Origin of the sequence: Micromonospora sp. NBC_01655 (assembly GCF_026339755.1) — a bacterium.
GTDB lineage: Bacteria > Actinomycetota > Actinomycetes > Mycobacteriales > Micromonosporaceae > Micromonospora.
This window is the reverse complement of record NZ_JAPEQF010000001.1, coordinates 1,319,559-1,345,555: the sequence shown is the minus strand read 5'-3', so window position 1 is coordinate 1,345,555 and position 25,997 is coordinate 1,319,559. Positions and strand designations below refer to the sequence as shown.

The window sequence follows — 25,997 nt, the reverse complement described above, 5'->3', positions numbered from 1 at the left end:
GCGGGCCGCGGCGTCCGCGTGCCCTCCCACGAACTGATCGGGAAGCAGTGACCGAGGTCAGTCGGCGACGACGATGCCCATCGACCGGGCGGTGCCGGCGATGATCTTCTCAGCCTGCTCGACGTCGTTGGCGTTGAGGTCGGACATCTTCTTCTCGGCGATCTCCCGCAACTGGGCGCGGGTGACCGAGCCGATCTTCTCCTTGTGCGGGACGCCGGAGCCCTTCTGCACGCCGGCGGCCTTGATCAGCAGCCGGGTGGCGGGCGGGGTCTTCAGGATGAAGGTGAAGGAGCGGTCCTCGTACACGCTGATCTCGGCGGGGACGACGTCGCCCCGCTGGGACTCGGTCTGCGCGTTGTAGGACTTGCAGAACTCCATGATGTTCACGCCGTGCTGGCCGAGCGCGGGGCCGACCGGCGGCGCCGGAGTGGCCTGGCCAGCCGGCAGCTGAAGCGTGAACGTCTTGACGAGCTTCTTCTTCGGAGGCATGTCTCTTCCTGGGGCTTGGAACTGGGAAAGGTGCCGGCCGGGGGCGCGCACGGTCAGCGCGAGGCGACGGCCGACGTTCTAGGGTAGCGCAACGCTCCGCCGCCCCCTGCGCCGAGGTCCGGCGAGGGGGCGGAACGGGTACGCCGGCGACGGGCTGCTGCCCACCGCCGGCGACCGGAACGTCAGATCTTGGTTACCTGGTTGAAGTTCAGCTCGACCGGGGTCTCCCGGCCGAAGATCGACACCAGCACCTTGAGCTTCTGCTGGTCGGCGTTGATCTCGCTGATCGTCGCCGGCAGCGAGGCGAACGCGCCGTCGGTGACGGTGACCGAGTCGCCCACCTCGAAGTCCAGAACCTTGATCTCGGGCTTGGCCTTCTTCTGCTCGGTCTCGATCGACGGGGCGAGCCACTTGATCACCTCGTCGAGGCTCAGCGGCGCCGGTCGGTCGGCCCGGTCGGTCGCCCCCACGAAGCCGGTGACCCCGGGGGTGTTGCGCACGCAGGAGTAGGACTCCGCGGTCAGCTCCATCCGGACCAGGATGTAGCCGGGGAACACCTTGGCCTGGATCTGGGACCGCTTGCCGTTCTTGACCTCGACCTCTTCCCGGGTCGGCACCTCGACCTGGTAGATGTACTCCTCCATGTCGAGGGAGGTGATCCGGGTCTCGAGGTTGGTCTTGACCTTGTTCTCGTAGCCGGCGTACGAGTGCACCACGTACCAGTCACCCGGCGCGTAGCGCAGCTTCTGGCGCAGCTCCGCGACCGGGTCGTAGTCCACTTCCGGGGCGGGCTCGGTGGTCGGAAAGTCCGGCTCGCTGGCGGCCTCGACCGACTCATCGTTGGCCGCCGTCGCCACCGCGGACTGCTCGTCCGTGGTCTCGGCGGTCTCGTCGTACTCAGGCACGCTCGCTCACTTCCGTCACTATCGGCTTGAGTCAGCCGGTCAGCTGGGGTTGCCGAAGACCCACAGCACGCCCTTCGCGAAGGCGTAGTCCAGGCCGGCCACGATCGTCAGCATCACGGCGACAAAGGTGACGACCACGGCGGTGTAGGTCAGCAGCTCCTTGCGGGTAGGCCAGATGACCTTACGCAGCTCGGCCACGACCTCGCGGAAGAACCGCGCGATGCGGGCGAACAGCCCCACCCGCTCGGTGTCCTTGCGGGTCTTCCTCTCATCGGCCGACTCGGCCTTGGCCCGCGCCCGGGTGGCCGTGCCACCACGGGAGACCGGCTCGTCCGCGTCGGTGGCGTCGTCGGCGGCCACGTCGTCGACGACCTCGTCGTTCAGACGGTCGTCGTCGCCGGCGTCCTCGCTGCGCCGCTTGTTCTCGGCCACTTCGCCCTCCGTCGCGGAATCGGGTCGCACGCCGGTGCGGCATGCGCGGCGCTGGTCACGCCGGCCGGACCAACCGTCCCGCGACGGGCCGCGGCCGGCGGATCGACGGACGGGCCCGATGCCTCGGAACCACCACGCCGATGCCACCACCACGGGCCGGACGCCGCCGGTTGGCGGCGCGACCCACGGGAACGGTCAGGCCTGAGGCGCAGGGGTGACAGGACTTGAACCTGCAGCCTGCGGTTTTGGAGACCGCTGCTCTGCCAATTGAGCTACACCCCTGTGCGGCAACGCTCGCCCGACCCGGCCATGAAGCACCGGGCGGGGTCACTTGCCCCACGGCGGACCAGTGTACGGGTAGCGACGCCACTTTCCCAACCGGTCCACCCCCTCGCGTGGCGGAATCCCCTCAGCGGGGCGTCCGGATCACCGCCCGGGCCTGCGAGAGCACCTTCTCCCCCCGGCACGTCGCGATGATGTCCAGCCTGGTCAGGCCCTCTTCGGTGGTGTCCTTGACCTTGGCGGTCACCTCGACCTCGGTGCCGTCGTCGTCGTCCGGAACGACCACCGGACGGGTGAACCGGACCCCGTAGTCGACCACCGCGTCGGGCGCGCCGGCCCACTCGCTGACCGCCCGGCCGACCAGGGCCATGGTGAACATGCCGTGCGCGATCACCCCGGGCAGGCCGACGCCGGTGGCGAACCGGTCGCTCCAGTGGATCGGGTTGAAGTCGCCCGAGGCGCCCGCGTACTGGACCAGGTCGGCCCGGGTGACCCGGAAGGTCTTGGTGGGCAGTTCCATGTCAGGCCTCCCCGCGTACGACAAGCTTGGACCAGACGGCGACCACCGGCTCGCCGGCGACGGTGGTGACATCGGTGCGGGTGGTCAGGAAGTCGTGCCCGCCCCGGCTGCTGATGGCCTCGATCGTGTTCGCGCAGACCAGCTCGTCACCGGCCACCACCGGGCGGGTGTACGCGAACCGCTGGTCGCCGTGGACCACCCGGCTGTAGTCGACGCCGATCGCCGGGTCGTCGATGATCTGCCGGCTGGCGGCCATCGTCAGCACGATGGGGAAGGTCGGCGGTGCGACCACGTCCGGGTGACCGAGCGCCCGGGCGGCCTCCGGGTCGTGGTACGCGAGGTCGGCGGCGCCGATCGCGGTGGCGAACTCGCGGATCTTCTCTCGGCCCACCTGGTAGGGGGCGGTCGGCGGATAGGTCCGGCCGACGAAGGACTGGTCCAAGGGCATGCCCGAGAACCTACACGGAAAGCACGAAAGCCGACCCGGAGGCGGACGTGCGGCAGAAGCCGCGCATCCGTTCCGGATCGGCGATCGGGTGTCGAGTGGCCGGCCTGCGCCGGCGGTGGGTCAGCGGGTCTCGCGGTGGACCGTGTGCCGGCCGTCCCGGGGGCAGAACTTCTTCAGCTCGATGCGGTCCGGGTCGTTGCGGCGGTTCTTGCGCGTGATGTAGTTGCGCTCCTTGCACTCCACACACGCCAAAGTGATCTTCGGCCGGACATCGGTAGCCTTCGCCACGGCGGAGTGCCTTCCTCGCTAACGGTCAACAACTAAAGCGCCTCAGCTTACGTGCTGGGGACGCGGACATGCAAAGTGGGCGCCTGTGGCGCCCATCCCACCGACCACCGGGAACGAACCCGGAGGACGAGAGTAGCGGTGGCCGGAATTGAACCGGCGACACAGCGATTATGAGCCGCTTGCTCTGCCATCTGAGCTACACCGCCGCGGCGGGCCCCACCGGACCCTTTGAGCCCCCTTACGGAATCGAACCGTAGACCTTCTCCTTACCATGGAGACGCTCTGCCGACTGAGCTAAGGGGGCTTGCACGATCACTCGGTGGCCGCGCAGAGGTAAGAGTACACGGCCCCGCCCCGGAGGTGAAATCGGATCCCCCCGCCGTCGGGTGGGTAAACGTCCGCCCAGGTCAGCGCCCCTTTGGAGCCGGCGCGTCAGGGGACGACGCGCAGCCGGCGGACGTCCGGGCCGACGAGCGCCTCGGACTCCAACTGGGCCCCGAACCACGCCTCCAGCCGCTCGTACGGCAGCGGACGGCTGAACAGGAAGCCCTGGCCGATCTCGCAGCCGATGTCCTGGAGCAGCTCCAGGGTCAGCTCGCTCTCCACGCCCTCGGCCACCACCGCCAGGCCGAACTGCTGGGAGAGGGTCACCACCGCGTTGACGATGGCCAGGTCACTCGGGTCGGTCGCCATGCCCTGCACGAACGACCGGTCGACCTTCACCTCGTGCACCGGCAGCCGACGCAGGTAGGCCAGCGAGGACGAGCCGGTACCGAAGTCGTCCACCGACAGCCGGACGCCGAGGTCGCGCAGCCGGCGCAGGGTCGGGATCGGGCGGTCGGTGCCGTCCAGCACCCCGGCCTCCCGGATCTCGAAGGTGAGCCGCTGCGGTGGGACGTCGTACTCGGCCAGCAGATCACGCACCTGGTCGGGGAAGTGCCGGTCGATGAGCGTACGGGCGGAGAGGTTGACCGCGACGGCGAGCGGCTGCTCGGCGTGCGTCCAGTCCCGGCTGCGTCGTAGCCCCTCCCGCAGCACCGCCTCGGTCAGCCGGCCGAGCTGGCCGGTGTGCTCGGCCACCGCCACGAAGTCCTCCGGGGCCACCTCGCCGTGTGCCGGGTGCTCCCAGCGGGCCAGGCACTCCACCCCGACCAGGCGGCGGTCCCGCAGGGTCACCTTGGGCTGGAAGTAGACCTCCAACGCGCCGTCGTCGAGGGCCCGGCGCAGGTCACCGGCGAGGCCGAGCCGGCGCAGCGACCGGGACTCCAGAGCCGGGTTGAACAGCTGGATGCTGCCGGGCATCGACTTCGCCGCCGACGCCGCCAGGTCGACCCGTTGCAGCAGGGTCGCCGCGTCGCTGCCGTGGTCGGGGTGCACGGCCACGCCGACCGCGGTGTCCACGTCGAGGGTGAACGCGTCGAAGACCATCTCGGCGCGGATCTCCTCGCGCAGCCGCGTGGCCAGTTCCAGCGCCGCCTCGGCGTTCTCCAGCCGCAGCGTCACCAGGAACTCGTCGCCGCCGGCCCGGCCGACCAGCGACGAGGACGGCGCGGAGGCGCGCAGCCGGGCGGCGACCTCGGCGAGGACCTGGTCCCCGGCGGCGTGGCCGAGCGACTCGTTGACCTGGCGCAGCCCGTCGACGTCGAACAGCAGCACGGCCACCACCTCGCCCGGGGCACGGATCTTCACCGCCTCGTCGAGCGCGCCGGAGATCCGCCGCCGGTTGGGCAGCTTGGTCAGCGTGTCGTGGTACGCGTCGTGCCGCAGCCGGTCGACCAGCCGGGAGTTCTCCAGGGCCACCGCCGCGTGCGCGGCCACCGTCTCGATCACCGGCACGTCGGCCGGGGTGAAGTGGCCGAGGCTGCTGAGCCGGTTGACCACCTCGAGCGTTCCGATCACCGCCTCCCCCGAGCGCAGCGGCACGATGATCGCGTCCTTCGCGGGGGCGGTCCGCAGCATCGCCAGCTGCTCCCGGTCGCCGCCGAGCCGGGCACCGAGCGCGACGGTCTGCCGCTGCTGCACCACCCGCTCCCGGACCGCCGCGGGGATCTTGGAGAAGTCGAGCAGGCCGTGGCCGTCCACCCGGGCGGTCAGCAGCACCTCCGGATGCCGGCCCTGGGCGGGCAGCCACAGGGTGGCGTACTCGGCCTGCATGAGGGCGCGGACCCGGCCGAGCAGCGCGTCCGGCAGGGTGCCGTCCTGGCCGCTGCGGGCCATGGCCCGGGTCAGCTCGTAGATGTCGGCGAGGCTGCGGTGCTGGCGGAGGAACTGGGCGTACGCCCGGTAGACCACGGCCACCGTCACCGCGAGCGCCCCGAGCACCAGCAGCGACCAGTAGGTGGCGGTCACCGCGAGCAGGATGATCAGGCCGACGGTGGCGTTCACGCCGGCGACCAGCAGCGGCACGGTGGACGTGCGGACCACTTCGAGCCCGGCCTGCCAGCCCTGGAGCAGGGTGATCACGCCGACCACGGCGGCGAGGGTGACCAGGGTGATGGTGCTGACCGCCGCGAAGAGGATGCCCCAGGTGCCGGGCCCCACGCCCCGGATCGGGGGGAGCGCCAGCAGGACCAGGGCGGCGAGGGAGGTCGCCGCGGCGGAGCGGGCGACGTTGAAGGCGAACTTGGCCGGACCGAGTCGCCGCCGGAGTTGGGCGATCAGCGCGGCGAGGGTGGCGACCAGCACCAGGGTCAGCGGCGGCAGGTAGTACAGGGCGAGGACCAGCGGGATCTCGGTGATCGTGGCCGAGAACGTCTGCCGCCGGACGACGAAGCTCAGGACCGGCAGGTGGGCGGCGACCAGGGCGGTGAGCAGCAGCAGACCCAGGCCCCACTCGCCGAACGGCTCCCGCTCCACCAGCGCGATCAGCAGGCAGCAGATGACGGCGAGGAACGCCAGCGGCCCGGTTATCAACCAGGCGAGGTCAGTCCCGCGTCGTCGCACGGCTGTCGCACGGCTCGTCATCCTGCTCCCTTGTCGTCACCGAGAGTGAACTCCGCGCCGATGCCTGGTCGCTACCGCCGCCGCCCGGTCACCCGGGCGGCGGCAGGTGTCACACGAACCGGGAAGAACCTAGTTCCACTCGAACTCGAGGGTCGCCAGCCCGCCAGCGGGCGGAGCACCGGCGACGGAGGCTACCGAAGCGACGCCGGAGGCGAGCGCGAAGAGCATCAGGGTCATGCCGAGCAGCCGACCCAGCTTTTGAGTAGGCATCTGTGGGGCTCCTGTCACGAAACGGGCAGCACGGGGGGCGTGAAGATTCCATGATGGTGCCACACACACTGAGAGCAACAAAGCCCTCGGTGGCCTGGCTCCGCCTGGTCGGCAGCAAGTCCGACCGATCGGTAGGACGCCCTGCCTGGCGGGGCGATACCCCCGCGACCTCGCCTTCCACGCCTCGCTTCATTTGGCGAACACTCGGACCTAATTCGCCAATCACGGGGCAGTCCCCGGAAACTCATTGAGTGCCTCTAAAGCCTTGAGTGCCTCTAAAGCCGCATGGCGCTTCGCTCCGGAACAGCACACCACAGTAGAGCAGATATCGAAAGGGACCGTCGTTCTCCGGACCCCACCCGGCCGCGCTCCACCTCGTGGCGGCAGCCCGGGAGGGGGTCCGCCTTCTACGCCGACGGGCCACCGACGCCTCGGCCACCCGACCGGCCCACCGCCCGCTCGCCCTCGACCGAGTACCTGACCAGGCGTACCGCGCATCGAACCACCGAACGTGCCGAACGTGCCGATCCGGATGCCCCAGGGCCTCGAACGGGCGCACCGACCGGTCGTTCGTCCCCCCTGGCGCGCGGCCCGGAATTCCGCGTCAGGAGCCGGTTCGTGCTCGCCCTCGGCGCGGTCGCCGCTTCCATCACCGGCCCCAGCCTCCCCCGCCCACCCGGGCCGGGCGGGCCCCGAGGGGGGGACGGCTGATCGCGTTAGGGTGGGGAATGGCAAAGGTATTGATCTCAGCCGACATGGAGGGCGTCTCCGGCATCGTCCACTCCACGGAGACCAACCCCGACCGGTACGACTATGAGCGTGGCCGGGCGCTGATGACCGCCGACGTCAACGCCGTCGTCGCCGGGGTGCTGGACGCGGAGCCGTCGGCCGAGATCGTCGTGGTCGACGGGCACGGTCCCTTCCGCAACCTGCTGGTGGAGGATCTCGACCGGCGGGTGCGGCTGATCCGCGGCCGACCCCGCCCACGGGGCATGCTGGCGGGGCTCGACGACGACGTGGACGCCGTGTTGTTCGTCGGCTACCACGCCCGCGCCGGCACCGGCCCCGCCACGCTCGCCCACACCATGAGCGACGCCGTCCTCGGCGTACGGCTCAACGGGCGTGAGGTCGGCGAGATCGGCATCAACGCCGCCCTGGCCGGTCAGCACGGCGCCCCGGTCGTGCTGCTCAGCGGCGACGACGCAGCCTGCGCCGAACTGCTGGAACTGGTGCCCGAAGCCTCGACCGTCCCGGTCAAGCGGGCGCTGGGTCAGCTCGCCGCCGAGGTGCTGCACCCGGCGGTCGCGCGCGACCGGCTCCGGCAGGGTGCGGCCACCGCGATGGGACGACGGGCGCAGGTGCCGCCCCTGTCGATCAGCGGTCCGGTGGCGCTGGAGGTTGATCTGCACAATCCCGCCGCCGTCGACATGGCGACGCTGATCCCGGGCGTCGAGCGCGCCGCTGGCGCGCGGACGGTCACCTTCACCGGCCGAGACGTCGCCGAGGCGTACGACGTGGTCCAACTCCTCGTGCAACTCGCCGAGGTCAAGAACGCCTGACCGGTACGCCGGGGGCGCGTACCGCTGCGGGATCAGTTCTCGGGCGGGACCGCGCACAGGATGTCGGCGCAAAATCTGCCGGTCGGCGGCGGCCCCGATTCGATCCGATCGGGGAACGACCGAACGGGCCGGAGAACTGGGAGCGACACGACGACAGCGGCCCCGACCAGCATTCCTGCTGGTCGGGGCCGCTGGTGCACCTGGTGGCGGGTAGAGGATTCGAACCTCTGAAGCTTTCGCGACGGATTCACAGGGCGTCCGTGATCTTGGCTGGGACAACCCCGCTGAGCTGCTGCTTCTCCCTGCCAATCGGCCGTCTGGGGGGGGCGCGAGCTGCCTACCATCTGCCCACGTACGGAACTCTGCCCCGACCGCCGATCGCGCGCTACAGCGTCATCCGGACCGACTCGATGAGATGCCAACTCGCGGCGCTCACCGCCGTCGACACCGTGGCGGTCACCAGGAAGACCCACAGTGAGACCGGCGGCCGGCGGAGCCGTAACGCAAAGAACGCAACTGCTGCCGCAAGAAGGAGTTGCACTGCCGCCGCCCCAAGCCTGGCCCAGACGAAGGAATCCACGGGCCCGACCCAGATGAAGATGACGTGAAAGATGGCATAGGCGGCCTCACTGGTGAGCAGCCCGAACGCAACGCCGAGGGCAATGCTGGCGTTACGGGCTGTGCCGACCCGGACGACGTGCGCGAGGCAGCCCAGGACCAGTCCGCCGGACAACGCGCCGGCCAGCCAGAAGGCCGACGCACGAGTGACGGAGGAGAGTCCGTCGGGTGACGGTGTCGGCCCCGAACCGCTGAGCCACTGCCGACTCAGCGAGGCAACGAGGCCGTAGTAGGTCAGGGTCGCCAGGGCGAGTGTTCCGACCCCAGCGACGAGAGCTGATCTCAAGGTCGGGGCGTAGCAGCTCACGGCCAGGGCCACCACGCCCCAGGCGAATCCCGAGCTGAAGGCTGGCACGAGGAACCTACCCACAGCTTCCGGCACGAGGTCGACAGCGAAAGCCGCCATCCCCAGGGCGACTCCCGCAAGAACCGGCGGAAGCACCTCACCCCGCGCCCATCGTCCACCGAGGGCCTTCAACTCCGTCACCTGGCCACCGCCGGACAATCGAGGTTCATTGTTGCGCTCTCAGCCGCGCTGACTGCGGCATCTCGCCGTCGCCCGACGCTCTCGCGTCCCGGTGCCCACCATCTCCTTATGCCCCGGACGCTGCCCACGTGCGGTCGATCGCGTACAGCACCTGACGCGCATCGAACTCCTCGAACGCGTCGATCCGGACCATGCCGAGGGCTTCCAGGAGGCGAACCGATCGAAGGTTCGCCTCCTGGGCGACAGCAATCAGACGAACGTCGTCCGGGAACCGGTTGAAGGCCAGACCGATGGCCGCGGCACACGCTTCCCGGGCGTACCCGCGTCCCCACCACTCGGGCAGGAAGACGTACGACAGCTCAAGGTCCCCCGTCCGGTACCGGCCGAGGTGGCACCAGCCGACGGCCTCTCCGGAATTCACCGCCACCATCAGCCCGCCCGTGTGGTCACTCACTCGCCGTTGGGCCACCACCTCGTCAGACACGGGGCCACCGAGGTAACGCCGCATTACCGGGTCACGCCACATCCGTTCAAGAACAGCCATGTCGGACGAACGGATCTCCCGCAGCACGAGCCGCTCCGTTCTGACCAGTGGCGCATCTACTTCGGTCGTCATCGGCTCATCCTCAACCGGTCCCACGCTCATCCGAAGGCCTCGCCGAACTTGTCGTTCATGATGTCGTCTCCCCCATCGATACAGTTGGCATAGACGCGGAGCAGGACGGCGACGCCGCAGCCCAGGCGCCCGACGACCTCGGTCGGCGGGACGCTGGGCACATCCACCATCACGCCTCGCGACCTCACCTCTTGGGCGTACCGGTTCATCACCCGGGACGGCACTCCCCTGGCAGACGAGCTGATCGGCCTTCAGAGCATCTACGACATCATTGATTCCGGCTATGACGAGGACAGTCGTCAACGGCTGGACTCAGCCGGGCTCCGCTAGATCAATGACAACGGCCCCCGATCAGCATTTGTGCTGGTCGGGGGCCGTACTCGCACCTGGTGGCGGGTAGAGGATTCGAACCTCTGAAGCTTTCGCGACGGATTTACAGTCCGCTCCCATTGGCCGCTCGGGCAACCCGCCAGGGCATCACCACCACGCCGTGCGCGGCAGCGGAGCCAAGGATAGCGGTTGCTCCCGGGTCCGGCGCAACCGGGTACCGTCAGAGGGTCGTGCCGCTGGTCGGCGGGCGACGTACGTGCACTGACCGCCGGACAGCAGGAGCATGAGCATGGCAGCGAACCCGTCGTTCGACATCGTGAGCAAGGTCGACCGGCAGGAGGTCGACAACGCCCTCCGCCAGGCGGAGAAGGAGCTCGCGACGCGGTTCGACTTCCGGGGCACCGGCGCGGAGATCTCCTGGTCGGGTGAGGAGGCGATCAGCCTCCAGGCGGAGACCGAGGAGCGGGTCCGGGCGGCCCTGGACGTCTTCAAGGAGAAGCTGGTCAAGCGGAACATCTCGCTGAAGTCCCTCGACGCCGGCGACCCGCGTCCCTCCGGCAAGATCTTCAAGATCGATGCCAAGGTGATCCAGGGCATCGAATCGGACAAGGCCAAGGCGATCAGCAAGAAGATCCGGGACGAGGGTCCCAAGGGCGTCCAGGCGCAGATCCAGGGCGATCAGCTCCGGGTCACCGGCAAGAAGAAGGACGACCTCCAGGCCGTCATCACGCTGCTCAAGGGCGATGACTTCGGCGTCGCCCTGCAATTCACCAACTACCGCTGACGCGGTGCGGCCGGCCGCCACCCCTGGGGCCGGCCGCCACCGGCGAGCGGCTGCAACTCGACGGCTCACCGGGCACGAAGCTCACCCAGAGCAGCCGCCCTTGGCACACGCATGGGCGCAGCCAAGGCGACGTGGTGGCAGAAAGTGCATCTTTTCCACCTAGCGGGGGATTTCACCTTCCCCAGCGTGACGTGCGTCTCCTACTACTCGTTGCCCCCTTTGTCAATAGTCCACGACACGGGGGATCCACATGAGCAAGACCTCTTCGCCGAGCAGACGGGCCGGCATCCGGGTACGACTGGCCGCCTTCACGCTGCTGGCCGGCGCCCTGCTGCTCGCGGCCGGCTCGCCGGCCGTCGCCGCGTCGACGATCAACATCAACCCGGGGAACGTGCCGACGACGGCGGCCGAGTTCACCCAAGACTGCGACCCGAACCTCGGCGGTGGGCCCTTCCCCAACGAGGACGTGTGGGTGTTCAACCTGCCGGGAAACCCACACACCAGCGGCAACTTCGAGTCGATCACAGCGACGTTCAGCACGCCGAGCGGCACCGTCACGCGGACGATCCCCACCGACCCCAACAGCGCCATCGTCAACGGCATGGGGACCAGCAAGGCGTGGATCCGGCTCCCGGCTGGCTGGACGCTCACCGGCGCCACCGCCGTGATCTCCGGAAGCGCGGATTTCTTCGTGCTCACCCACACCTGCGCGGCATCGAACCCCCAGGTGAACCCGAAGCTTGGGCTCACCAAGACCGGCACCCCGGCCACCGGCGTGCAGGCCGGTGACAAGGTCACCTACACCTACACGGTGACGAACCAGAGCACGGGCACGGCCGACCCGATCACCGGCATCACCGTCACCGACGACACGGTCTCCGGCATCACCTGCCAGGCCACGTCGCTCGCGCCGGGGGCGAGCACCACCTGCACCGGCACGTACACCGTCACGAAGGCCGACGTGGACAACGGCAAGATCGTCAACACCGCGCAGGCGACCGGGACGTTCCACGAGCAGAAGGTGTCGTCCAACCAGGCGACGTTCACCGTGACCACCGAGCCGACCCCGCCGAAGCAGGCCAGCCTGTCGATCGACAAGAAGGCCCGGGTCGAGTCGGACTGTCACAAGAAGTGTGAGAACGACGGCTTCGCCGCCAAGGGCGACAAGATCTTCTACACCTACCGGGTGACCAACACCGGCACGGTCACCATCACCAACGTCGCCGTCGACGACCCGACCGCCGGCGCGGTGGTCTGCAACAGCACCACGCTGGCGCCGGGTACGAGCACCGACTGTCACGCCGTCAAGCCGCATGTGGTGACCTCGGCCGACGTCAAGGCCGGGAAGGTGGTCAACACGGCCCGAGCGACCGGCAAGTTCGACGGCAAGACCGTGACCTCCGACCCTGCCACCGTCACCGTCTGCATCCGGGACGGCAAGTTCGACCACCGGCACGACGGCAAGGACGACGAGCACGACGAGCACGGCAAGCACGACAAGGGCGACAAGGACGAGCCGAAGCTGCCGGTCACCGGTGACAGCTCCGCCGCTGCCCTCTCCCTGGGTGGCGGCCTCCTGGCCACCGGCGGTCTCCTGCTCGGGGCCAGCCGGATCCGCCGCAGGGCGCACGTTCAGGTCTGATCGGTTCGACAGGCACTCCGGGCACCGGAATTCCGGTGCCCGGAGTCCGTCCCGGCTCAGCCAGCATCCCGGCGCTTCCGCGTGCGCCGGTTGGCGCCGCCGAGCGGACCGGAACCGCCGAGCCGACCACTACCGGCGGGCACGCCCACCTCAGCCGCAGAGGATCAGCACCGGTACCACGGTCAGGATCCCCCAGGCCCCGGGTTCAGGCGGCGAGGGTCTGCTCGGCGCGTACCGCCGTGGCCTCGGCGCGGGCGATCGGGCCGGACGGGAGCGCGGCGACCGCAGCCCCGACGGCGACCGCCGACCCGGCGAAGAGGAAGGCCCAGGGCACGCCGCCGGTGTGGTCGACGATCAGCCCGGCCACCGCGCCGCCGGCTGCGCTGGCCGCCACCGACATGGTGACCACCCAGGTGTACGCCTCGTTCAGCATGCCGGCGGGGGCGATCCGCCCGACCAGGGTGTTCTCCAGGGTCAGCGCGGGGGCGATGGTGGCCCCGCCGACGATCAATGCGACGCCCAGCGGCAGCGGCCCGGGCATCACCGCGAACACAGCGAAGCTGCCGGCGACGGTGGCGAGCAGCCAGGCGAACTGGCGGGTCATGTTCGCCGCCGGCTTGCGGACGCCGAACCAGAACCCGCCGGCCGCGCTGCCGACCCCCCAGACCGCGAGCAGCAGCCCGGCGAGGCTCTCCGGGTCGTCGGTCGGCTGGCTCCCGGCGAAGGCCGGCACGATCACCCCGGCGGCGCCGAACGCGATGCCGAGGCTGGCGACGCAGAGCAGCAGCGCGGGGAAGCCGCCGACCCGCAGCGGGCCGAGCCCCCGGGCCTGGTGCTCGCGCGGGTGCGGGCGCCAGCCGCGCATCACCCGGCCGAGCGCCACGGCGGTGGTGCCGACCAGGGTGACCACCGCCGCCCCGACCAGGGCGGCCGTCGCGTCGGCGAACAGGACGAACCCGGCCACCAGCAGCGGGCCGAGCACGAAGACCACCTCGAAGAGTGAGGTCTCCGCGGCCAGGGCGGTGTTGCGCAGGTGGTACCGGCCGGAGGCGGAGCCGGTCAGGTCGTTCCAGGCGCCCCGGATCGCGGCGGTCAGCGGCGGGTACGTGGCGCCGGCGATCCCGGAGGCCACGTAGATCAGGGCCAGGTTGTTGGCGTCGGAACGGCTCGCCAGCAGCAGGCCGGACAGCGCGAGGGGGTGGGCGACGGCGGTGGCCAGCAGCACCGGCGTCGGGCCGACCCGGTCGGCGACCCGGCCGGCGATCGGGCTGAGCGCGGCGCCGGAGAGCGCGTAGATGCCGCCGGCGACCGCGGCGAGAGAGTACCTCCCGGTGACCTGCTCCACGACGAGCAGCAGCGCCAGCGGCGTCATGCCGATCCCGAGCCGGCCGATGATGCCGAGGACGAGCAGCATCGGCGCGCCGGGGATCCGCCAGACGCCCAGGTACTGGCGCAGTGCGGCCACGGGAAACCTCCAGGGATGTAATGAGCGGAAGACGTCCCGACCCTAACGCCGCGACTGTCGGGAGTGAACCGGTTATGGCCGGCGTCTCGTCGCGTACACGACGATCCGCCCGGGCCCGGTGGGACCGGGCACGGACGGATCGGGCGGTACGGGCGTCAGCGCTGGAACTGCACCGGGCCGGCGCTGGCGGCCATCCGCTCCAGCCGGGCGACCCGCTCCTCCATCCGGGGGTGGGTGGAGAAGAGCGCGGCGATACCGCCGCCCCGCTTGAACGGGTTGTCGATCATCAGGTGGGCGGTGCTGGTGAGCTGCCCCTGGGCCGGCAGCGGGCGGGCCTGGGTGCCCATGTGGATCTTCTTCAGGGCGCTGGCCAGGGCCAGCGGGTCCCGGGTGAGCTGGGCGCCGGACGCATCGGCCTGGAACTCCCGGCTGCGGCTGATCGCCAACTGGATCACGGTTGCCGCGATCGGGCCGAGGATCAGGGTGAGCAGCAGCACGGCCGGGTTCGGGGCGTCCTCGTCGTCGGAGGAGCCCAGCGGGATGAACCACGCCAGGTTGGCCAGCATGGTGATGATGCCGGCCAGGCCGGCCGCCACGCTGGAGATGAGGATGTCCCGGTTGTAGACGTGTGACAGCTCGTGCCCGATCACCCCGCGCAGCTCGCGGTAGTCGAGAATCTCCGTGATGCCCTGGGTGACGCAGACCGCCGCGTTGGCCGGGTTGCGCCCCGTGGCGAACGCGTTGGGCTGCGAGGTGGGGCTGACGTACAGGCGGGGCATCGGCTGCCGCGCCTCGGTGGCCAGCTCACGGACCATCCGGTACAGCTCGGGGAACTGCGCCTCGCTGACCGGTTGCGCCCGCATCGAGCGCAGCGCGAGCTTGTCGGAGTAGAAGTAGGTCACACCGTTCATCACCAACGAGATGACGACGGCGATGACGAGCCCGCCGCTCCCGCCGAACCAGTAGCCGACCGCGAGGATCAGCGAGGTCAACAGGCCGAGCAGCGCTGCGGTCTTCAGACGGTTGTGATGCACGATCGCTCCTTCGGTGCGCGGGTCACGCGGGACCCGCTGACCGGTCCAACAAACCGGTACCCGTCAACCATCCATCTAATGACTGTGAGTTACCTGTAAAAGCTGAGCGACGACTGAGCCCCAGGTCAGGAGCGATCCGGTCTGGCCGCGCCCCGGGGGGCGATATACACCGGGTCAGCGGGCGGCGAGGTCCAGCACGAGCTGCGGGGCGAAGCCGACGACCAGCGCGACGGCGGTGGCGGCGGCGAGCGCGACGGCGACGGTTCCGGCCGGGCGGGCCGGGACGGGCGCGGCGTCTGCCGCCGGGGCGTACAGCAGGGCGGCGACCCGGAGGTAGTAGGCGAGACCGATCACCGCGTTCACCGCCACGACCAGGGCCAGCCAGGCCGCGCCCCCGTCCAGCAGGGCCCGGACCACCGTCACCTTCGCGAAGAGACCGGCCAGCCCCGGCGGGAGACCGGCCAGCCCGATCAGGGCCAGCGCGAACGCGGCCCCCACCCAGGGCCGCCGCCGGGCCGCGCCGCGCAGCTCGACGAGGGTGCCGCCGTCGGCGTCGGCCGGCCGCAGCGCCACCAGCGCCGCGAACGCGGCCAGCTCCAGCACCACGAAGAAGACCGCGTACGCGACGGCGGCGGCGTACGCGGCGGCGCGGGCGTCGGCGGCGCGGCCGGCGGCCAGCGCGAGCGCGCCGAGCGGGGCGAGAATGTACCCGGCCTGGGCCACCGACGACCAGGCGAGCAGCCGGACCGCCCGGCGTTGACGCAGCGCCACCAGGTTGCCCACGGTCATGGTGAGCACGGCGAGTCCGGCGAGCACGGGGCCGGTCACCTCCGCCGGCAGGGCCCGCTGGACCACCGCGAGCAGGGCCACCACCCCGCCGAGCTTCGAGGCGGTCGACAGGTACGCCGCCACGGGCAGCGGCGCGCCGTCGTAGGTGGCCGGGGCCCAGGCGTGGAACGGCACGGCGGCCACCTTGAACGCCAGCCCGAGCAGCACCAGCGCCACGGCCGCCGTGGTCAGCGGCACGTCCAGCAGGTCGGGGCGCTCGGCGAACAGCGCGCCGACCCGGCCCAGGTGCAGTCCGCCGGTGACCGCGTAGAGCAGGGCCGCGCCGAGCAGGGTGAGGGTGGTGGCGACCACGCTCACCACGAAGAACGTCACCGCCGCCTCGGCGCTGGCCAGGCTCCCCCGGCGCAGCCCGACGAGCACGTACAGCGGCAGGGTCAACGTCTCCAGCGCCACGATCAGGGTGATCAGGTCGCCGGCCGCGCCGAGCACCACGCCGCCGGTCATCGAGCAGGCGAGCAGGAAGCAGTACTCCCCCACCGGGGACTTCCCGGCCCGCAGCAGCGGCCCGGACAGCGCCAGCACCCCGAGGGTGAGCAGGGCGAACAGGGCCCCGACCAGGGCGGCCCGGCCACCGAAGACGTACGAGCAGTCGGCGCCGACGCAGAAGGTGGAGCGCTCGCCGCCCGCCCCGACGACGGCGCAGCCGAGCGCGGTGGCGACCGACCCGGCGGCGGCCACCGCCACCGTCGCGGCGGCCCGCGCCACCAGCAGGTCGGTCAGCAGCACCAGGACGGCCGTGCCGGCCGCGAGGTATGCCGGGAGCAGCGCCACGCTGTCGACGCTCTGCACCACACTCATCTGAGCCCGCTCTCGTTCGCGACTTCCGCCATGGGGCTCATGGGAGCACCGCCACCAGGGCGGCCACCGGGTCGGCGGCGACGCCGAGGACCAGGGTGGGGGCCAGGCCGACGGCGAGGGCGAGCAGCACCAGCGGGGCCCACGCGGTCAGCTCGGCGGCGGCGAGGCCGGGGCCGACCCGGCCGACCGCCGGGCTGGGCCGGCCGTGGGTGACCCGGCGCAGCAGCCGCAGGAGGTACGCGGCCGTCAGTGCGCCGCCGACCGCCGCCAGCACGCCCAGGACGGTCCAGAACACCCCGCCCCGCTGGATCGCGGCGACCACGGCGAACGCCTCGCCCCAGAACCCGGCCAGGCCGGGCAGGCCCAGCGAGGCGACGGCGGCGAAGCCGAGCAGCCCGGCGAGCCGGGGCGCGGTCTCCCGCAGCCCGGACAGCTCCGCGAGGGCCCCGGTGCCCGACCTGTCCTTGACCGCCCCGGCCAGGAAGAAGAGCAGTCCGGTGATCACCCCGTGCGCGATGTTGCCGATCAGCGCGGCCTGGATGCCGGTGGCGGTCAGGGTGGCCACCCCGAGCAGCACGAACCCCATGTGCCCGACGCTGGAGTACGCGATCAGCCGCTTCAGCTCGCCCTGGGCGAGGCAGACCAGGGAGCCGATCAGGATCGCCGCGACGGCGAGCACCCCGAGCACCGGGGCGGCCCAGCGGGCCCCCTCCGGCGCCACCCCGACGGCGACCCGGACCAGCCCGTACGTGCCCATCTTGAGCAGCACCCCGGCGAGCACGACGCTGCCGACGGTGGGCGCCTGGGTGTGCGCGTCGGGCAGCCAGGAGTGCAGCGGCCAGAGCGGGCTCTTCACCGCGAACGCCAGCCCCAGCAGGGTGAACGCGGCGAGCTGGGTGCCCCGGGGAAGCCCGGCCCCGCCGGTCAGCGCGACGAGGTCGGCGGTGCCGGCGGCGGCCACCACGACGTACACGCCGACCAGCAGCAGCACCGAGCCGAGCAGCGTGTAGAGGGCGAACTTGCGGGCCGCCCGCCGCCGGTCCGGGCCGCCCCAGCCGGCGATGACCGCGTACATCGGAAGCAGGACGACCTCGAAGAAGCAGAAGAACAGCACCAGGTCGAGGGCGAGGAAGGTGCCGAGGATGCCGACCTCGACCACCAGCAGCAGCGCCACGAGGGCCCGGCCGCTGCCGCCGCCGGCGGGCACCTTCCACACCGTGTACGCGCAGCAGAGCAGGGTGAGCAGCGCGGTCAGCACCACCAGGGGGTACGAGATGCCGTCCACGCCCAGGTGGAAACGCAGGTCGAGGCCGGGCACCCAGGGCAGGTCGAGCTGGTGCCAGGGCCGCACGGCCGGTGCCGGCCCGTAGCCGGTCCACAGGTGGTCGCCGGCCACCAGCCACACCGTGGCGAGCAGGGTCAGCCCGGCCGCCGCCGTGCCGGCCAGGCGGGCCGCCCGGTCCCCGGGGACGGCGGCGACCACGGCCGCGCCGACCGCCGGCACGGCCAGCGCCGCGACGAGCAGGACCTGTCCAAACGTCATGCGGCCCCTCCGATCAGCACGGCGGCCAGCCCGATCAGCAGCGCGCCGGCCAGCACCCCCGCCGCCGCCCGGGGCAGCGCGGCGCGGTGCAGCCCGGCCAACGCCCCGCCGAGGTCGCGAGCGCCCCGGGCGGTGCCCTCCACCGCACCGTCGACCACCAGTTCGTCGCCCGCGCGGGCGGCCCGGGCCAGGGCGCCCACCGGGCGTACGACGAGGGCGTGCTGGACGTCGTCGAGCCGGAAGCCGGCGGCGGACAGCGGCCCCAGCGGGCCCAGCACGCGGGCCGGGTCGGCGGTCCGGTCCCGCCGCCAGCCGGCCCAGGCCAGCCCCGCGCCGACGGCCAGCAGGGCCAGCGGCAGCAGCAGGGCCGGGCCGAGGTGGGCCAGGTCCCCGTCGGGCACGGCGAGCCGGTCGGCGAACGGCGGCAGGAACGCGGCCAGCCCGAGCAGGGCGGCCGGGACGGCGAGCAGCAGCACCGGCCAGCGCATCAGCGCGGGCGGGTCGTGCGGGTGGACCAGCGGCATCCGGGTCTCGCCGAGGAACGTGCGCAGCAGCAGCCGGGTGGCGTACCAGGCGGTGACGGCGACGCCGGCCAGCCCGGCCAGCCAGACCAGCCAGCCCACCCAGGCGGGGGCCGGGCCGGCCCCGTCCAGCGCGGCGGCCTCGGCGGCGGCGAGCACGCCGTCCTTGCTCCAGAAGCCGGACAGCGGGGGGACGCCGGCCAGCGCGCCGAGGCCGACCACCGTGCACCAGAAGGTCACCGGCATGGTGGCCCGCAGCCCGCCCATCCGGGACATCAGCGTGGTGCCGACGGCGTGGATCACCGCGCCCGCGGCGAGGAACAGCAGCGCCTTGAACGCGGCGTGGCTGAGCAGGTGAAACAGTGCGGCGGTGGGCGAGCCGACGGCGAGCGCTCCCGTCATGTACCCGATCTGGGAGACCGTCGACCAGGCGAGCACCCGCTTGAGGTCGTCCTGGGCGGTGGCCGCGAGCGCGCCGAGCAGCAGGGTGACCGCAGCCATCACCCCGAGCACGGCGAGCGCCGCCGGGGCCCGCTCGAACAACGGGTAGAGCCGGGTGACCGCGTACACGCCGGCGGCGACCATGGTGGCGGCGTGGATCAGCGCGGAGACCGGGGTCGGGCCGGCCATCGCGTCGGGCAGCCAGGTGTGCAGCGGGAACTGGGCGCTCTTGCCGGCCACCCCGGCCAGCAGCAGCAGGCAGGCGGCGGTGAGCGTGCCGGTGGAGTGGTCGTGGGCGAGCACGTCGGCGATCCGGAAGCTGCCCGCCGAGACGCCGAGCAGGGCGATGCCGAGCAGGAACCCGACGTCGCCGACCCGGGTGACCAGGAACGCCTTCATCGCGGCGGCCGGCGCCTCGGGCAGCCGGCGGTCGTGGGCGATGAGCAGGTACGAGCAGAGGCCCATCACCTCCCAGCCGACCAGCAGCATGATCAGGTCACCGGCGACCACCACCAGCAGCATCGCGGCGGTGAAGAGGCTGATCTGCGCCGCGTACGGCGGATAGCGGTGGTCGACCTCGACGTCGTCGTGCGGGCCCCGCCTGAGGTAGCCGACCGAGTAGACCTGCACCGCGAGGGCCACCGCCGCGACGGCGACCGCGACCAGGGCGGCGGCACCGTCGAGCCGGACCCCGAGGGTGACCCGCAGCCCGCCCAGGTCGACCCAGGTGGTCGAGGTCTGCACCGGCGGGCCGACCCGGACCAGCAGGACGACCGCGATCAGCAGCGCCCCGGCCGCCCCGGCCACGCCCAGGCCGATCGCCGCCCGCCGGGCCGGGTCCTCCCCGGTGGCCGCGCCGCGCGGCGAGGGCGGCAGCAGCAGCCCGACCAGGCCCGCCACCAGCGGTACGGCCGGCAGCAGCGCGCCGAGCAGGCCGGTCACCGGGTCACCTCGCCGGCCGTCGTGCCCGCCGAGGTCGCCGTCGTGCCCGCCCCGGCCGGCGGCTCGGTCAGCGGTGGCTCGGTCAGCGGCACCTCGTCGACGGCGACGCTGGCCCGCAGCCGGTAGAGCTGGAGCACGATCGCCAGCCCCACGCCGATCTCGGCGGCGGCCAGGACGATCACGAAGAGGGCGAAGACCTGGCCGGCGTGCGGGAGCTGCGCCCGGACGGTGGTGTCGGCGGTGACCAGGACCAGGTTGACCGCGTTGAGCATCAGCTCCACCGCCATCAGCACCAACACGGCGTTGCGGCGGCGCAGCACGCCGTACCCACCCAGGCCGAACAGCAGGGCGGCGGTGACGTAGGGGATGACCGGTCTCACCGGCGGCTCCCCGGTGCGGGCGCCGGGCGGTCGGCCGCCGGGCGGCCGATGTCGGGGCGGGAGAGCACGATCGCGCCGACCAGGGCGGCCAGCAACAGCACGGAGAGCACCTCGAACGGCAGTACCCAGGAGCGGAACACCTGTTCGCCGAGGCGCTCGGCGGTGCCCGGCTCGGGCAGGTCGACCCGCGTCCAGCGGAACGCGTCGACCAGCAGGGCGGCCAGCCCGAGGCCGGCGCCGCCGCCGATCAGGGCGGCCGGCCAGCCGGGCCGGTCCAGGTCGTCGGACGCGCCGATCGGGGCGCGGGTCAGCATCACCGCGAACAGCAGCAGCACCACCACGGCGCCCACGTAGATCAGCACCTGCACCCAGGCCACCAGCTCGGCGGTGAGCACCAGGTAGACGCCGGCCAGGGCGCCCAGGCAGACCACCAGGTAGAGCCCGGCCCGGACGAGGTGCCGGGTGGTCACCACCAGCGCCCCCGCGCCGACCGCCACCGCGCCGAGGGCGAGCAGCAGCACGTCCACACCGGTCACGAGGCGGCCCCCGGCTCGGCGGCACCGGGTTTGGCGGCATCGGGTTTGGCGGCATCGGGTTTGGGGCGTACCCGCGTGGCGGCCGGCCGGGCGGCGGGGCCGGCCGGGGCGGCGGCCTTGCGCGCGGCGGTGGTCTCCTCCTTCGCCGGCTCACCGTTGCGGTCGTGCGCCGGCGGCGGCGGCACGGTGCCCATCCACTCGCCGAGGTGGTCCTTGTCGTGCAGTAGGTCCTTGATGTCGTACTCGGCGTACTCGAACTCGGGCGACCAGTAGAGCGCGTCGAACGGGCAGACCTCGACGCAGATGCCGCAGTACATGCAGAGCGAGAAGTCGATGTCGAACTTGTCGAGCACGTTGCGCTGGCGGGGACGGGCGGCGCCGGGCACCGCCACCTCCTCCTTGTGCGAGTCGATGTAGATGCACCAGTCGGGGCACTCGCGGGCGCAGAGCATGCAGACGGTGCAGTTCTCGGCCAGCAGGGCGATCACACCCCGGGACCGGGGCGGCAGCTCGGGGGCCACGTCCGGGTACTGCTGGGTGGTCGAGCGACGGGTCATCGTCTTCAGCGTGACGGCCAGCCCCTTCGCCAGCCCCTCGCCAGGCACGCTCCGCTCGCTCACGCCGCCACCCCGGTTCGCCCGCCGACGCCGTGCGGCACCCTCCCGCCGAGCTGGCCGACCCGCTCGCTCCGCTCGCTCATGCCGCCCATCCTGCCCTGTGCCCCCGGCGCGCGCGACCACGACCCGGCGCATTGCGTTGGTACGGTGGCGGCGGGGAGAACGACGCACCGGGAAGGACCTTTCCCATGACCGCCGCGCTGCAGAGCGACCAGCCGCCCGAGGGCGGGTGGACGACCGACGACCTCGACGCGCTGCCCGAGGACGGTCGCCGCCGCGAACTGCTCGATGGAGTGCTCCTCGTGTCCCCCTCCCCCACCCGCGTGCACCAGACCATCGCCATGCGGCTCGGCGTCGCGCTCGAAGAGGACTGCCCCGACGACTACGACGTCACCCAGGGCGTCGAGGTGCGCATCAACCGCACCCGTTCCTTCATCCCGGACGTGCTGGTCACCACGTCGGTCGCGGCGCGGCGCCAGCCGTCGCGGTACGAGGCACACGAGGTCGTGCTCGCGGTCGAGATCGTCTCCCCCAGCACCCGTTCCATCGACCGGGTGCTCAAGCCCGCCCTCTACGCGCAGGCCGGCATCCCGTACTTCTGGCGGATCGAGGTGGAGGACGACGGGCTGGCCGTCCACACGCACAGGATCGACCCGGTGGACGAGGTCTACACCGAGACCGGACGCTGGACGAAGTTCGTGGACACCGGCGAGCCGTTCCCGGTCAACCTGCCGGTCAGCCGGATCACGCCCCGGCACCTGTGACCGGCGGAAGCACCTCGACGCCGAGCTGCTGGAGGAGCTGGAACAGCTCGGTGCAGTGCCACACGTCGACGATCCGCCCCGCCGGGTCGAAGCGCAGGAACGTCGCCCCGGAGAAGCTGACCACCTGCCCGGTGGCCGGCACCGGCCCGAACGCCCCGGCCTGGGTGCCGGCGGCCCGCCAGTGCACGGCCACCCGGGCGTCGGACGCCACCACGTCCACGATCTTGTAGCGCAGGTCGGGGAAGGCCGCCCGCCGATCCCGGTGCCAGGCCAGGGCCGCCGCCGGCCCGGTCCCGCCCAGCCCCGGGCACCCGTCCGCGACCAGCTCGTACACCGACTCCTCGCGCCGGGCGTTCCACACGTCGGCGACGAACCGCCGGGCCGCCGTCTCCACGTCGTTCACCGGCGAAGCCTAGCCACCGCGCCGTCCACGGCCGGCCCACGCCGGCCGCCACCCCGTCCGGTGGCTGGCAGGAGTGGCCGGGCGTGGCGCTCGGCGCGGATGGGAACCACTGGGCCTGCCAACCGGCGGAAGATCGGCCAAGATGGGACGGAGACGGCAGGCGGACCCGAGGGGGCGACGTGGGCGGCGAAACAGGCACGACGACCGGCGGGAAGTACGTCGAGCCCGGCGGGGAGTTCACCCGCGACCAGCGGTACATCGCCACCCGGATCACCGCGGACGGGCGGGACGGCTGGCTGGTCGAGCCGGGCCGGTACCGGCTCGCGGTCAGCCGCGCCTGTCCCTGGGCCAACCGGTTGATCATCGTGCGCCGGCTGCTGGGCCTGGAGGACGCCATCTCGATGGCCGTCGCGGGGCCCACCCACGACGCCCGGAGCTGGACGTTCGACCTGGACCCGGGCGGACGGGACCCGGTGCTCGGCATCGAGCGGCTGGCCGAGGCGTACTTCGCCCGGTTCCCCGGGTACGAGCGGGGCATCACCGTGCCGGCGCTCGTGGACGTACCGAGCGGGCAGGTGGTCACCAACGACTACGCCCAGATGAGCCTGGACCTGTCGACCGAGTGGACTGCGTACCACCGCGAGGGCGCGCCGGAGCTGTACCCGGAGCGGCTGCGCGACGAGATCGACGAGGTCAACGCGGCGGTCTTCGCCGACGTCAACAACGGCGTGTACCGGTGCGGCTTCGCCGGCAGCCAGGGGGCTTACGAAAGGGCGTACCACCGGCTGTTCGACCGGCTGGACTGGCTGAGCGAGCGGCTGGCCGGGCAGCGGTACCTGGTCGGCGACGCGATCACCGAGGCGGACGTGCGGCTGTTCACCACGCTGGTCCGGTTCGACCCGGTCTACCACGGCCACTTCAAGTGCAACCGGCAGAAGCTCACCGAACTGCCGGTGCTGTGGGCGTACGCCCGGGACCTGTTCGCCACGCCCGGGTTCGGCGACACGATCGACTTCGACCACATCAAGCGGCACTACTACGAGGTGCACCGGGACATCAACCCGACCGGGATCGTTCCGCTCGGCCCCGACCTGTCCAACTGGCTCACTCCGCACGGCCGCGAGCAACTCGGCGGCCGGCCCTTCGGCGACGGCACCCCGCCCCCGCCCCCACCGCCCGCCGAGCGAGTCGCCCCACCCCACACCCCGCTGCGCTGACCAACCACCTCCGCTGTCCCCCGCGATCTTGCACTTCGGCCCCCGCGATGCACCTTTCGCACCTTGTGCCGGGGCCGCAACCGCAAGATCGCGGGGGCGGGGTGCGGGGGTGGGGTTAGAGGGTGACGCGGACGGTGGCTGTCAGGACGAGCTGGGCCAGCGCGGCGGGGACCAGGACCAGCCAGCACAGGCGCTGGAGCTGGTCCTCGCGCAGCCGGGGGTACGCCACCCGGAGCCAGATGATCACGAACGCGACGGCGAAGACCTTGAGCAGCGTCCACAGCCAGCCGAGCTGCTCGTCGGCGAACGGGCCCTGCCAGCCGCCGAGGAACAGCACAGTGGTCAGCGCCGCGATCACCACGATGCCGACGTACTCGGCGAGCAGGAAGAACGCGAAGCGCAGGCCCGTGTACTCCGTCATGTACCCGAAGACCAGCTCGGAGTCGGCGACCGGCATGTCGAACGGGGGCCGCCGGATCTCGGCCAGCCCGGCGACGAAGAAGATGATCATCGCGGGCGCCTGCCAGAGCAGCCACCAGGGCCGCCACGCCTCGACGATCCCGGGCAGGCTCAGCGTGCCGGCCGCCATGGCCACCGACGCGGCGGCCAGCACCAGCGGCAGCTCGTAGCCGAGTAGCTGGGCCGCCCCGCGCAGCCCGCCGAGCAGGCTGTACTTGTTGGCCGACGCCCACGCCGACATCAGCACCGCCAGCACGCCCACCCCGACCACGGCCAGCACGAAGAACAGGCCGATGTCCAGCGGCTGCCCGACCAGGTCGCCGGGGCCGAGCGGGATCACCAGCAGGGCGAGCAGGTACGGCACCAGGGCCACCATCGGGGCCAGCCGGAACACCGCCCGGTCCGCCTCGCGCGGGGTGACGTCCTCCTTCTGCACGAACTTGACCCCGTCGGCGACGAGTTGGGCCCAGCCGTGGAAGCCACCCGCGTACATCGGGCCGAGCCGGCCCTGCATGTGCGCCATCACCTTGTGCTCGGCCTGCCCGACCACCAGCGGCAGGATGAGGAAGGCGGCCAGCACGCCGACCACCCGCAGGACGGCCTCCAACCAGTCGGGCATCAGGCCGTACCTCCGTTCCCGCCGGCGTCGTCGCCCGCCGCACCCGAACCCGAACCCGGGTGGCCCGGTGGCTCGGCCGTGGTGGGGCGCTCGGCGGGGGCGGGACGCGCCGGGCGTTCCCGGGCCGGCCGGGCGGGCGGGCCGCCGCGCGGGCCCTCGCCGGCCCCGGCCGCGCCGGCGGGCGTCGGCGTCGTCCCCCACTCCCCCGGGGCCGGTACGCCCGGCGGGCGGACCGGGCGCCGGCCGCCGCCGGCCTCGGACTCGCCGGGTTCCTTCGCGCCCGGCCAGGGCTTGGCCACCCGGGAGGCGAGGACGAACTCCTTACGCAGCGGGTGCCCCTCGAACTCCGGCGGCAGCAGCAGCGGCCTCAGCTCGCCGTGCCCGGGGAAGTCGACGCCGAACATCTCGTACGTCTCCCGCTCGTGCCAGGCCGCGCCCGGGTAGAGGTCGACGACCGAGGCCACCTGCGGCTCGTCCCACGGGACCCGGGTGCGCAGCAACAGGCCGTGCCGGTGGCCGGTCGACCAGAGGTGGGCCACCACCTCGCAGCCGTCGGCGAGCTGGTCGACGGCGGAGAGCCAGTCGAAGAAGTCGCAGGCCAGGTCCGCGTCGTCCCGGGCGGCGGCCAGCGCGTCCCGCCAGCTCGCCGGGGGTACGTCGACGGTGGCCCGGGCGTACGCCTGGCCGCCGGAGACCGACGCGATGGCCTCGACGGGGGCGAGCAGCGCCACCAGCCGCTGGCCGACCTCTTCCGGAGTCATGCCGCTGATCCTATGGCCGACGCCGGCCGCACGCG

At 72.2% G+C, this 25,997-nt stretch carries 27 protein-coding genes and 4 tRNA genes; 5 read left to right on the top strand and 26 right to left on the bottom strand.

Going from position 1 to position 25,997, the window contains the following annotated elements:
• Positions 1-57 precede the first annotated feature (57 nt).
• The 11 genes from rplK to OOK41_RS06360 all read right to left on the bottom strand — a co-directional run bounded on the left by rplK (position 58) and on the right by OOK41_RS06360 (position 6,577).
• The gene (rplK, locus tag OOK41_RS06410) at positions 58-489 is read right to left on the bottom strand and encodes a 50S ribosomal protein L11 (protein WP_266263303.1); all 432 of its coding nucleotides are present in this window, start codon (positions 487-489) and stop codon (positions 58-60) included.
• A gap of 182 nt (positions 490-671) precedes the next feature.
• Complete coding sequence (nusG, locus tag OOK41_RS06405; RefSeq protein WP_117665084.1) at positions 672-1,394, bottom strand: transcription termination/antitermination protein NusG; 723 nt, start codon at positions 1,392-1,394, stop codon at positions 672-674.
• Positions 1,395-1,433: 39 nt separating this feature from the next.
• Positions 1,434-1,826, bottom strand: coding sequence for a preprotein translocase subunit SecE (gene secE, locus OOK41_RS06400; protein WP_117665083.1), 393 nt, complete (start codon positions 1,824-1,826; stop codon positions 1,434-1,436).
• A 209-nt stretch (positions 1,827-2,035) separates the two neighbouring features.
• Positions 2,036-2,108, bottom strand: a tRNA-Trp gene (locus OOK41_RS06395).
• Between the two features lie 127 nt (positions 2,109-2,235).
• The gene (locus OOK41_RS06390) at positions 2,236-2,628 is read right to left on the bottom strand and encodes a MaoC family dehydratase (protein WP_117665082.1); all 393 of its coding nucleotides are present in this window, start codon (positions 2,626-2,628) and stop codon (positions 2,236-2,238) included.
• A 1-nt stretch (position 2,629) separates the two neighbouring features.
• Complete coding sequence (locus OOK41_RS06385; protein WP_117665081.1) at positions 2,630-3,076, bottom strand: MaoC family dehydratase N-terminal domain-containing protein; 447 nt, start codon at positions 3,074-3,076, stop codon at positions 2,630-2,632.
• Between the two features lie 120 nt (positions 3,077-3,196).
• Positions 3,197-3,364 (bottom strand): 50S ribosomal protein L33, encoded by a 168-nt coding sequence (rpmG, locus tag OOK41_RS06380; RefSeq protein ID WP_007073056.1) that lies wholly within the window; start codon positions 3,362-3,364, stop codon positions 3,197-3,199.
• 133 nt (positions 3,365-3,497) lie between these two features.
• Positions 3,498-3,570, bottom strand: a tRNA-Met gene (locus OOK41_RS06375).
• A gap of 25 nt (positions 3,571-3,595) precedes the next feature.
• Positions 3,596-3,668: transfer RNA gene (locus OOK41_RS06370), tRNA-Thr, on the bottom strand.
• 128 nt (positions 3,669-3,796) lie between these two features.
• Positions 3,797-6,328, bottom strand: a complete 2,532-nt coding sequence (locus OOK41_RS06365) for a bifunctional diguanylate cyclase/phosphodiesterase (RefSeq protein WP_117665080.1) — start codon at positions 6,326-6,328, stop codon at positions 3,797-3,799.
• Between the two features lie 108 nt (positions 6,329-6,436).
• The gene (locus tag OOK41_RS06360; protein ID WP_165878016.1) at positions 6,437-6,577 is read right to left on the bottom strand and encodes a hypothetical protein; all 141 of its coding nucleotides are present in this window, start codon (positions 6,575-6,577) and stop codon (positions 6,437-6,439) included.
• Between the two features lie 728 nt (positions 6,578-7,305).
• On the opposite strand from OOK41_RS06360, the gene OOK41_RS06355 reads away from it, so the two are divergent.
• The gene (locus tag OOK41_RS06355) at positions 7,306-8,136 is read left to right on the top strand and encodes a M55 family metallopeptidase (protein ID WP_266263297.1); all 831 of its coding nucleotides are present in this window, start codon (positions 7,306-7,308) and stop codon (positions 8,134-8,136) included.
• A 385-nt stretch (positions 8,137-8,521) separates the two neighbouring features.
• On the opposite strand, the gene OOK41_RS06350 is transcribed toward OOK41_RS06355, so the two are convergent.
• The 4 genes from OOK41_RS06350 to OOK41_RS06335 all read right to left on the bottom strand — a co-directional run bounded on the left by OOK41_RS06350 (position 8,522) and on the right by OOK41_RS06335 (position 10,328).
• Positions 8,522-9,241 (bottom strand): hypothetical protein, encoded by a 720-nt coding sequence (locus tag OOK41_RS06350; protein ID WP_266263296.1) that lies wholly within the window; start codon positions 9,239-9,241, stop codon positions 8,522-8,524.
• Positions 9,242-9,347: 106 nt separating this feature from the next.
• A complete protein-coding gene (locus OOK41_RS06345) occupies positions 9,348-9,857 on the bottom strand; it encodes a GNAT family N-acetyltransferase (RefSeq protein WP_266263294.1) in 510 nt (169 codons plus the stop codon).
• A 26-nt stretch (positions 9,858-9,883) separates the two neighbouring features.
• The gene (locus OOK41_RS06340; RefSeq protein ID WP_266263292.1) at positions 9,884-10,030 is read right to left on the bottom strand and encodes a hypothetical protein; all 147 of its coding nucleotides are present in this window, start codon (positions 10,028-10,030) and stop codon (positions 9,884-9,886) included.
• A 214-nt stretch (positions 10,031-10,244) separates the two neighbouring features.
• Positions 10,245-10,328, bottom strand: a tRNA-Tyr gene (locus tag OOK41_RS06335).
• Positions 10,329-10,476: 148 nt separating this feature from the next.
• Here OOK41_RS06335 and OOK41_RS06330 point away from each other — a divergent pair.
• Both OOK41_RS06330 and OOK41_RS06325 read left to right on the top strand, forming a co-directional pair.
• Positions 10,477-10,971, top strand: coding sequence for a YajQ family cyclic di-GMP-binding protein (locus tag OOK41_RS06330; protein WP_117665048.1), 495 nt, complete (start codon positions 10,477-10,479; stop codon positions 10,969-10,971).
• 250 nt (positions 10,972-11,221) lie between these two features.
• A complete protein-coding gene (locus OOK41_RS06325; protein WP_266263291.1) occupies positions 11,222-12,613 on the top strand; it encodes an LPXTG cell wall anchor domain-containing protein in 1,392 nt (463 codons plus the stop codon).
• A gap of 205 nt (positions 12,614-12,818) precedes the next feature.
• Here OOK41_RS06325 and OOK41_RS06320 read toward each other — a convergent pair whose 3' ends face one another.
• The 8 genes from OOK41_RS06320 to OOK41_RS06285 form a co-directional block, all read right to left on the bottom strand.
• Positions 12,819-14,078: an MFS transporter gene (locus OOK41_RS06320; protein ID WP_266263290.1), complete on the bottom strand. Its 1,260-nt coding sequence runs from the start codon at positions 14,076-14,078 to the stop codon at positions 12,819-12,821.
• A gap of 155 nt (positions 14,079-14,233) precedes the next feature.
• The gene (gene htpX / locus OOK41_RS06315) at positions 14,234-15,112 is read right to left on the bottom strand and encodes a zinc metalloprotease HtpX (protein ID WP_266263288.1); all 879 of its coding nucleotides are present in this window, start codon (positions 15,110-15,112) and stop codon (positions 14,234-14,236) included.
• A gap of 174 nt (positions 15,113-15,286) precedes the next feature.
• Complete coding sequence (locus OOK41_RS06310; protein ID WP_266263286.1) at positions 15,287-16,759, bottom strand: NADH-quinone oxidoreductase subunit N; 1,473 nt, start codon at positions 16,757-16,759, stop codon at positions 15,287-15,289.
• Between the two features lie 37 nt (positions 16,760-16,796).
• Positions 16,797-18,302, bottom strand: a complete 1,506-nt coding sequence (locus tag OOK41_RS06305) for a NuoM family protein (RefSeq protein ID WP_117665043.1) — start codon at positions 18,300-18,302, stop codon at positions 16,797-16,799.
• Positions 18,299-20,206 (bottom strand): NADH-quinone oxidoreductase subunit L, encoded by a 1,908-nt coding sequence (locus tag OOK41_RS06300; RefSeq protein WP_266263284.1) that lies wholly within the window; start codon positions 20,204-20,206, stop codon positions 18,299-18,301. Before OOK41_RS06300 ends, OOK41_RS06305 begins: the two co-directional genes overlap by 4 nt.
• Positions 20,203-20,586 (bottom strand): NADH-quinone oxidoreductase subunit NuoK, encoded by a 384-nt coding sequence (gene nuoK, locus OOK41_RS06295; RefSeq protein WP_117665041.1) that lies wholly within the window; start codon positions 20,584-20,586, stop codon positions 20,203-20,205. Before nuoK ends, OOK41_RS06300 begins: the two co-directional genes overlap by 4 nt.
• Complete coding sequence (locus OOK41_RS06290) at positions 20,583-21,122, bottom strand: NADH-quinone oxidoreductase subunit J (RefSeq protein ID WP_117665040.1); 540 nt, start codon at positions 21,120-21,122, stop codon at positions 20,583-20,585. The genes nuoK and OOK41_RS06290 overlap by 4 nt, the downstream gene beginning before the upstream one ends.
• Positions 21,119-21,742 carry an NADH-quinone oxidoreductase subunit I gene (locus OOK41_RS06285; RefSeq protein ID WP_266263283.1) on the bottom strand — a complete coding sequence of 208 codons (624 nt, stop codon included), beginning with the start codon at positions 21,740-21,742 and terminating at the stop codon, positions 21,119-21,121. The genes OOK41_RS06290 and OOK41_RS06285 overlap by 4 nt, the downstream gene beginning before the upstream one ends.
• Before the next feature lie 185 nt (positions 21,743-21,927).
• Between OOK41_RS06285 and OOK41_RS06280 the strand changes: the two genes are divergently transcribed.
• Positions 21,928-22,503, top strand: coding sequence for a Uma2 family endonuclease (locus OOK41_RS06280; RefSeq protein ID WP_117665038.1), 576 nt, complete (start codon positions 21,928-21,930; stop codon positions 22,501-22,503).
• Here OOK41_RS06280 and OOK41_RS06275 read toward each other — a convergent pair.
• Complete coding sequence (locus OOK41_RS06275; RefSeq protein WP_117665037.1) at positions 22,484-22,906, bottom strand: ester cyclase; 423 nt, start codon at positions 22,904-22,906, stop codon at positions 22,484-22,486. The genes OOK41_RS06280 and OOK41_RS06275 overlap by 20 nt on opposite strands.
• Positions 22,907-23,085: 179 nt before the next feature.
• On the opposite strand from OOK41_RS06275, the gene OOK41_RS06270 reads away from it, so the two are divergent.
• Positions 23,086-24,123 carry a glutathione S-transferase family protein gene (locus OOK41_RS06270; RefSeq protein ID WP_266263280.1) on the top strand — a complete coding sequence of 346 codons (1,038 nt, stop codon included), beginning with the start codon at positions 23,086-23,088 and terminating at the stop codon, positions 24,121-24,123.
• A gap of 115 nt (positions 24,124-24,238) precedes the next feature.
• On the opposite strand, the gene OOK41_RS06265 is transcribed toward OOK41_RS06270, so the two are convergent.
• Complete coding sequence (locus OOK41_RS06265) at positions 24,239-25,201, bottom strand: complex I subunit 1 family protein (protein ID WP_266263279.1); 963 nt, start codon at positions 25,199-25,201, stop codon at positions 24,239-24,241.
• On the bottom strand, positions 25,201-25,962 hold the full coding sequence (locus tag OOK41_RS06260) for an NADH-quinone oxidoreductase subunit C (RefSeq protein ID WP_266263277.1): 762 nt from the start codon (positions 25,960-25,962) through the stop codon (positions 25,201-25,203). The genes OOK41_RS06265 and OOK41_RS06260 overlap by 1 nt, the downstream gene beginning before the upstream one ends.
• Between the last annotated feature and the right edge of the window lie 35 nt (positions 25,963-25,997).

Bases quoted from the DNA above. Each gene is read 5' to 3' on its own strand.
- OOK41_RS06385 (WP_117665081.1), bottom strand. From the start codon at position 3,076: ATGCCCTTGGACCAGTCCTTCGTCGGCCGGACCTATCCGCCGACCGCC.
- OOK41_RS06365 (WP_117665080.1), bottom strand. From the start codon at position 6,328: ATGACGAGCCGTGCGACAGCCGTGCGACGACGCGGGACTGACCTCGCC.
- OOK41_RS06260 (WP_266263277.1), bottom strand. From the start codon at position 25,962: ATGACTCCGGAAGAGGTCGGCCAGCGGCTGGTGGCGCTGCTCGCCCCC.
- OOK41_RS06310 (WP_266263286.1), bottom strand. From the start codon at position 16,759: ATGAGTGTGGTGCAGAGCGTCGACAGCGTGGCGCTGCTCCCGGCATAC.
- OOK41_RS06330 (WP_117665048.1), top strand. From the start codon at position 10,477: ATGGCAGCGAACCCGTCGTTCGACATCGTGAGCAAGGTCGACCGGCAG.
- OOK41_RS06390 (WP_117665082.1), bottom strand. From the start codon at position 2,628: ATGGAACTGCCCACCAAGACCTTCCGGGTCACCCGGGCCGACCTGGTC.
- rplK (WP_266263303.1), bottom strand. From the start codon at position 489: ATGCCTCCGAAGAAGAAGCTCGTCAAGACGTTCACGCTTCAGCTGCCG.
- OOK41_RS06280 (WP_117665038.1), top strand. From the start codon at position 21,928: ATGACCGCCGCGCTGCAGAGCGACCAGCCGCCCGAGGGCGGGTGGACG.
- OOK41_RS06360 (WP_165878016.1), bottom strand. From the start codon at position 6,577: ATGCCTACTCAAAAGCTGGGTCGGCTGCTCGGCATGACCCTGATGCTC.
- OOK41_RS06325 (WP_266263291.1), top strand. From the start codon at position 11,222: ATGAGCAAGACCTCTTCGCCGAGCAGACGGGCCGGCATCCGGGTACGA.
- OOK41_RS06305 (WP_117665043.1), bottom strand. From the start codon at position 18,302: ATGACGTTTGGACAGGTCCTGCTCGTCGCGGCGCTGGCCGTGCCGGCG.
- OOK41_RS06345 (WP_266263294.1), bottom strand. From the start codon at position 9,857: ATGACGACCGAAGTAGATGCGCCACTGGTCAGAACGGAGCGGCTCGTG.
- OOK41_RS06265 (WP_266263279.1), bottom strand. From the start codon at position 25,201: ATGCCCGACTGGTTGGAGGCCGTCCTGCGGGTGGTCGGCGTGCTGGCC.
- OOK41_RS06355 (WP_266263297.1), top strand. From the start codon at position 7,306: ATGGCAAAGGTATTGATCTCAGCCGACATGGAGGGCGTCTCCGGCATC.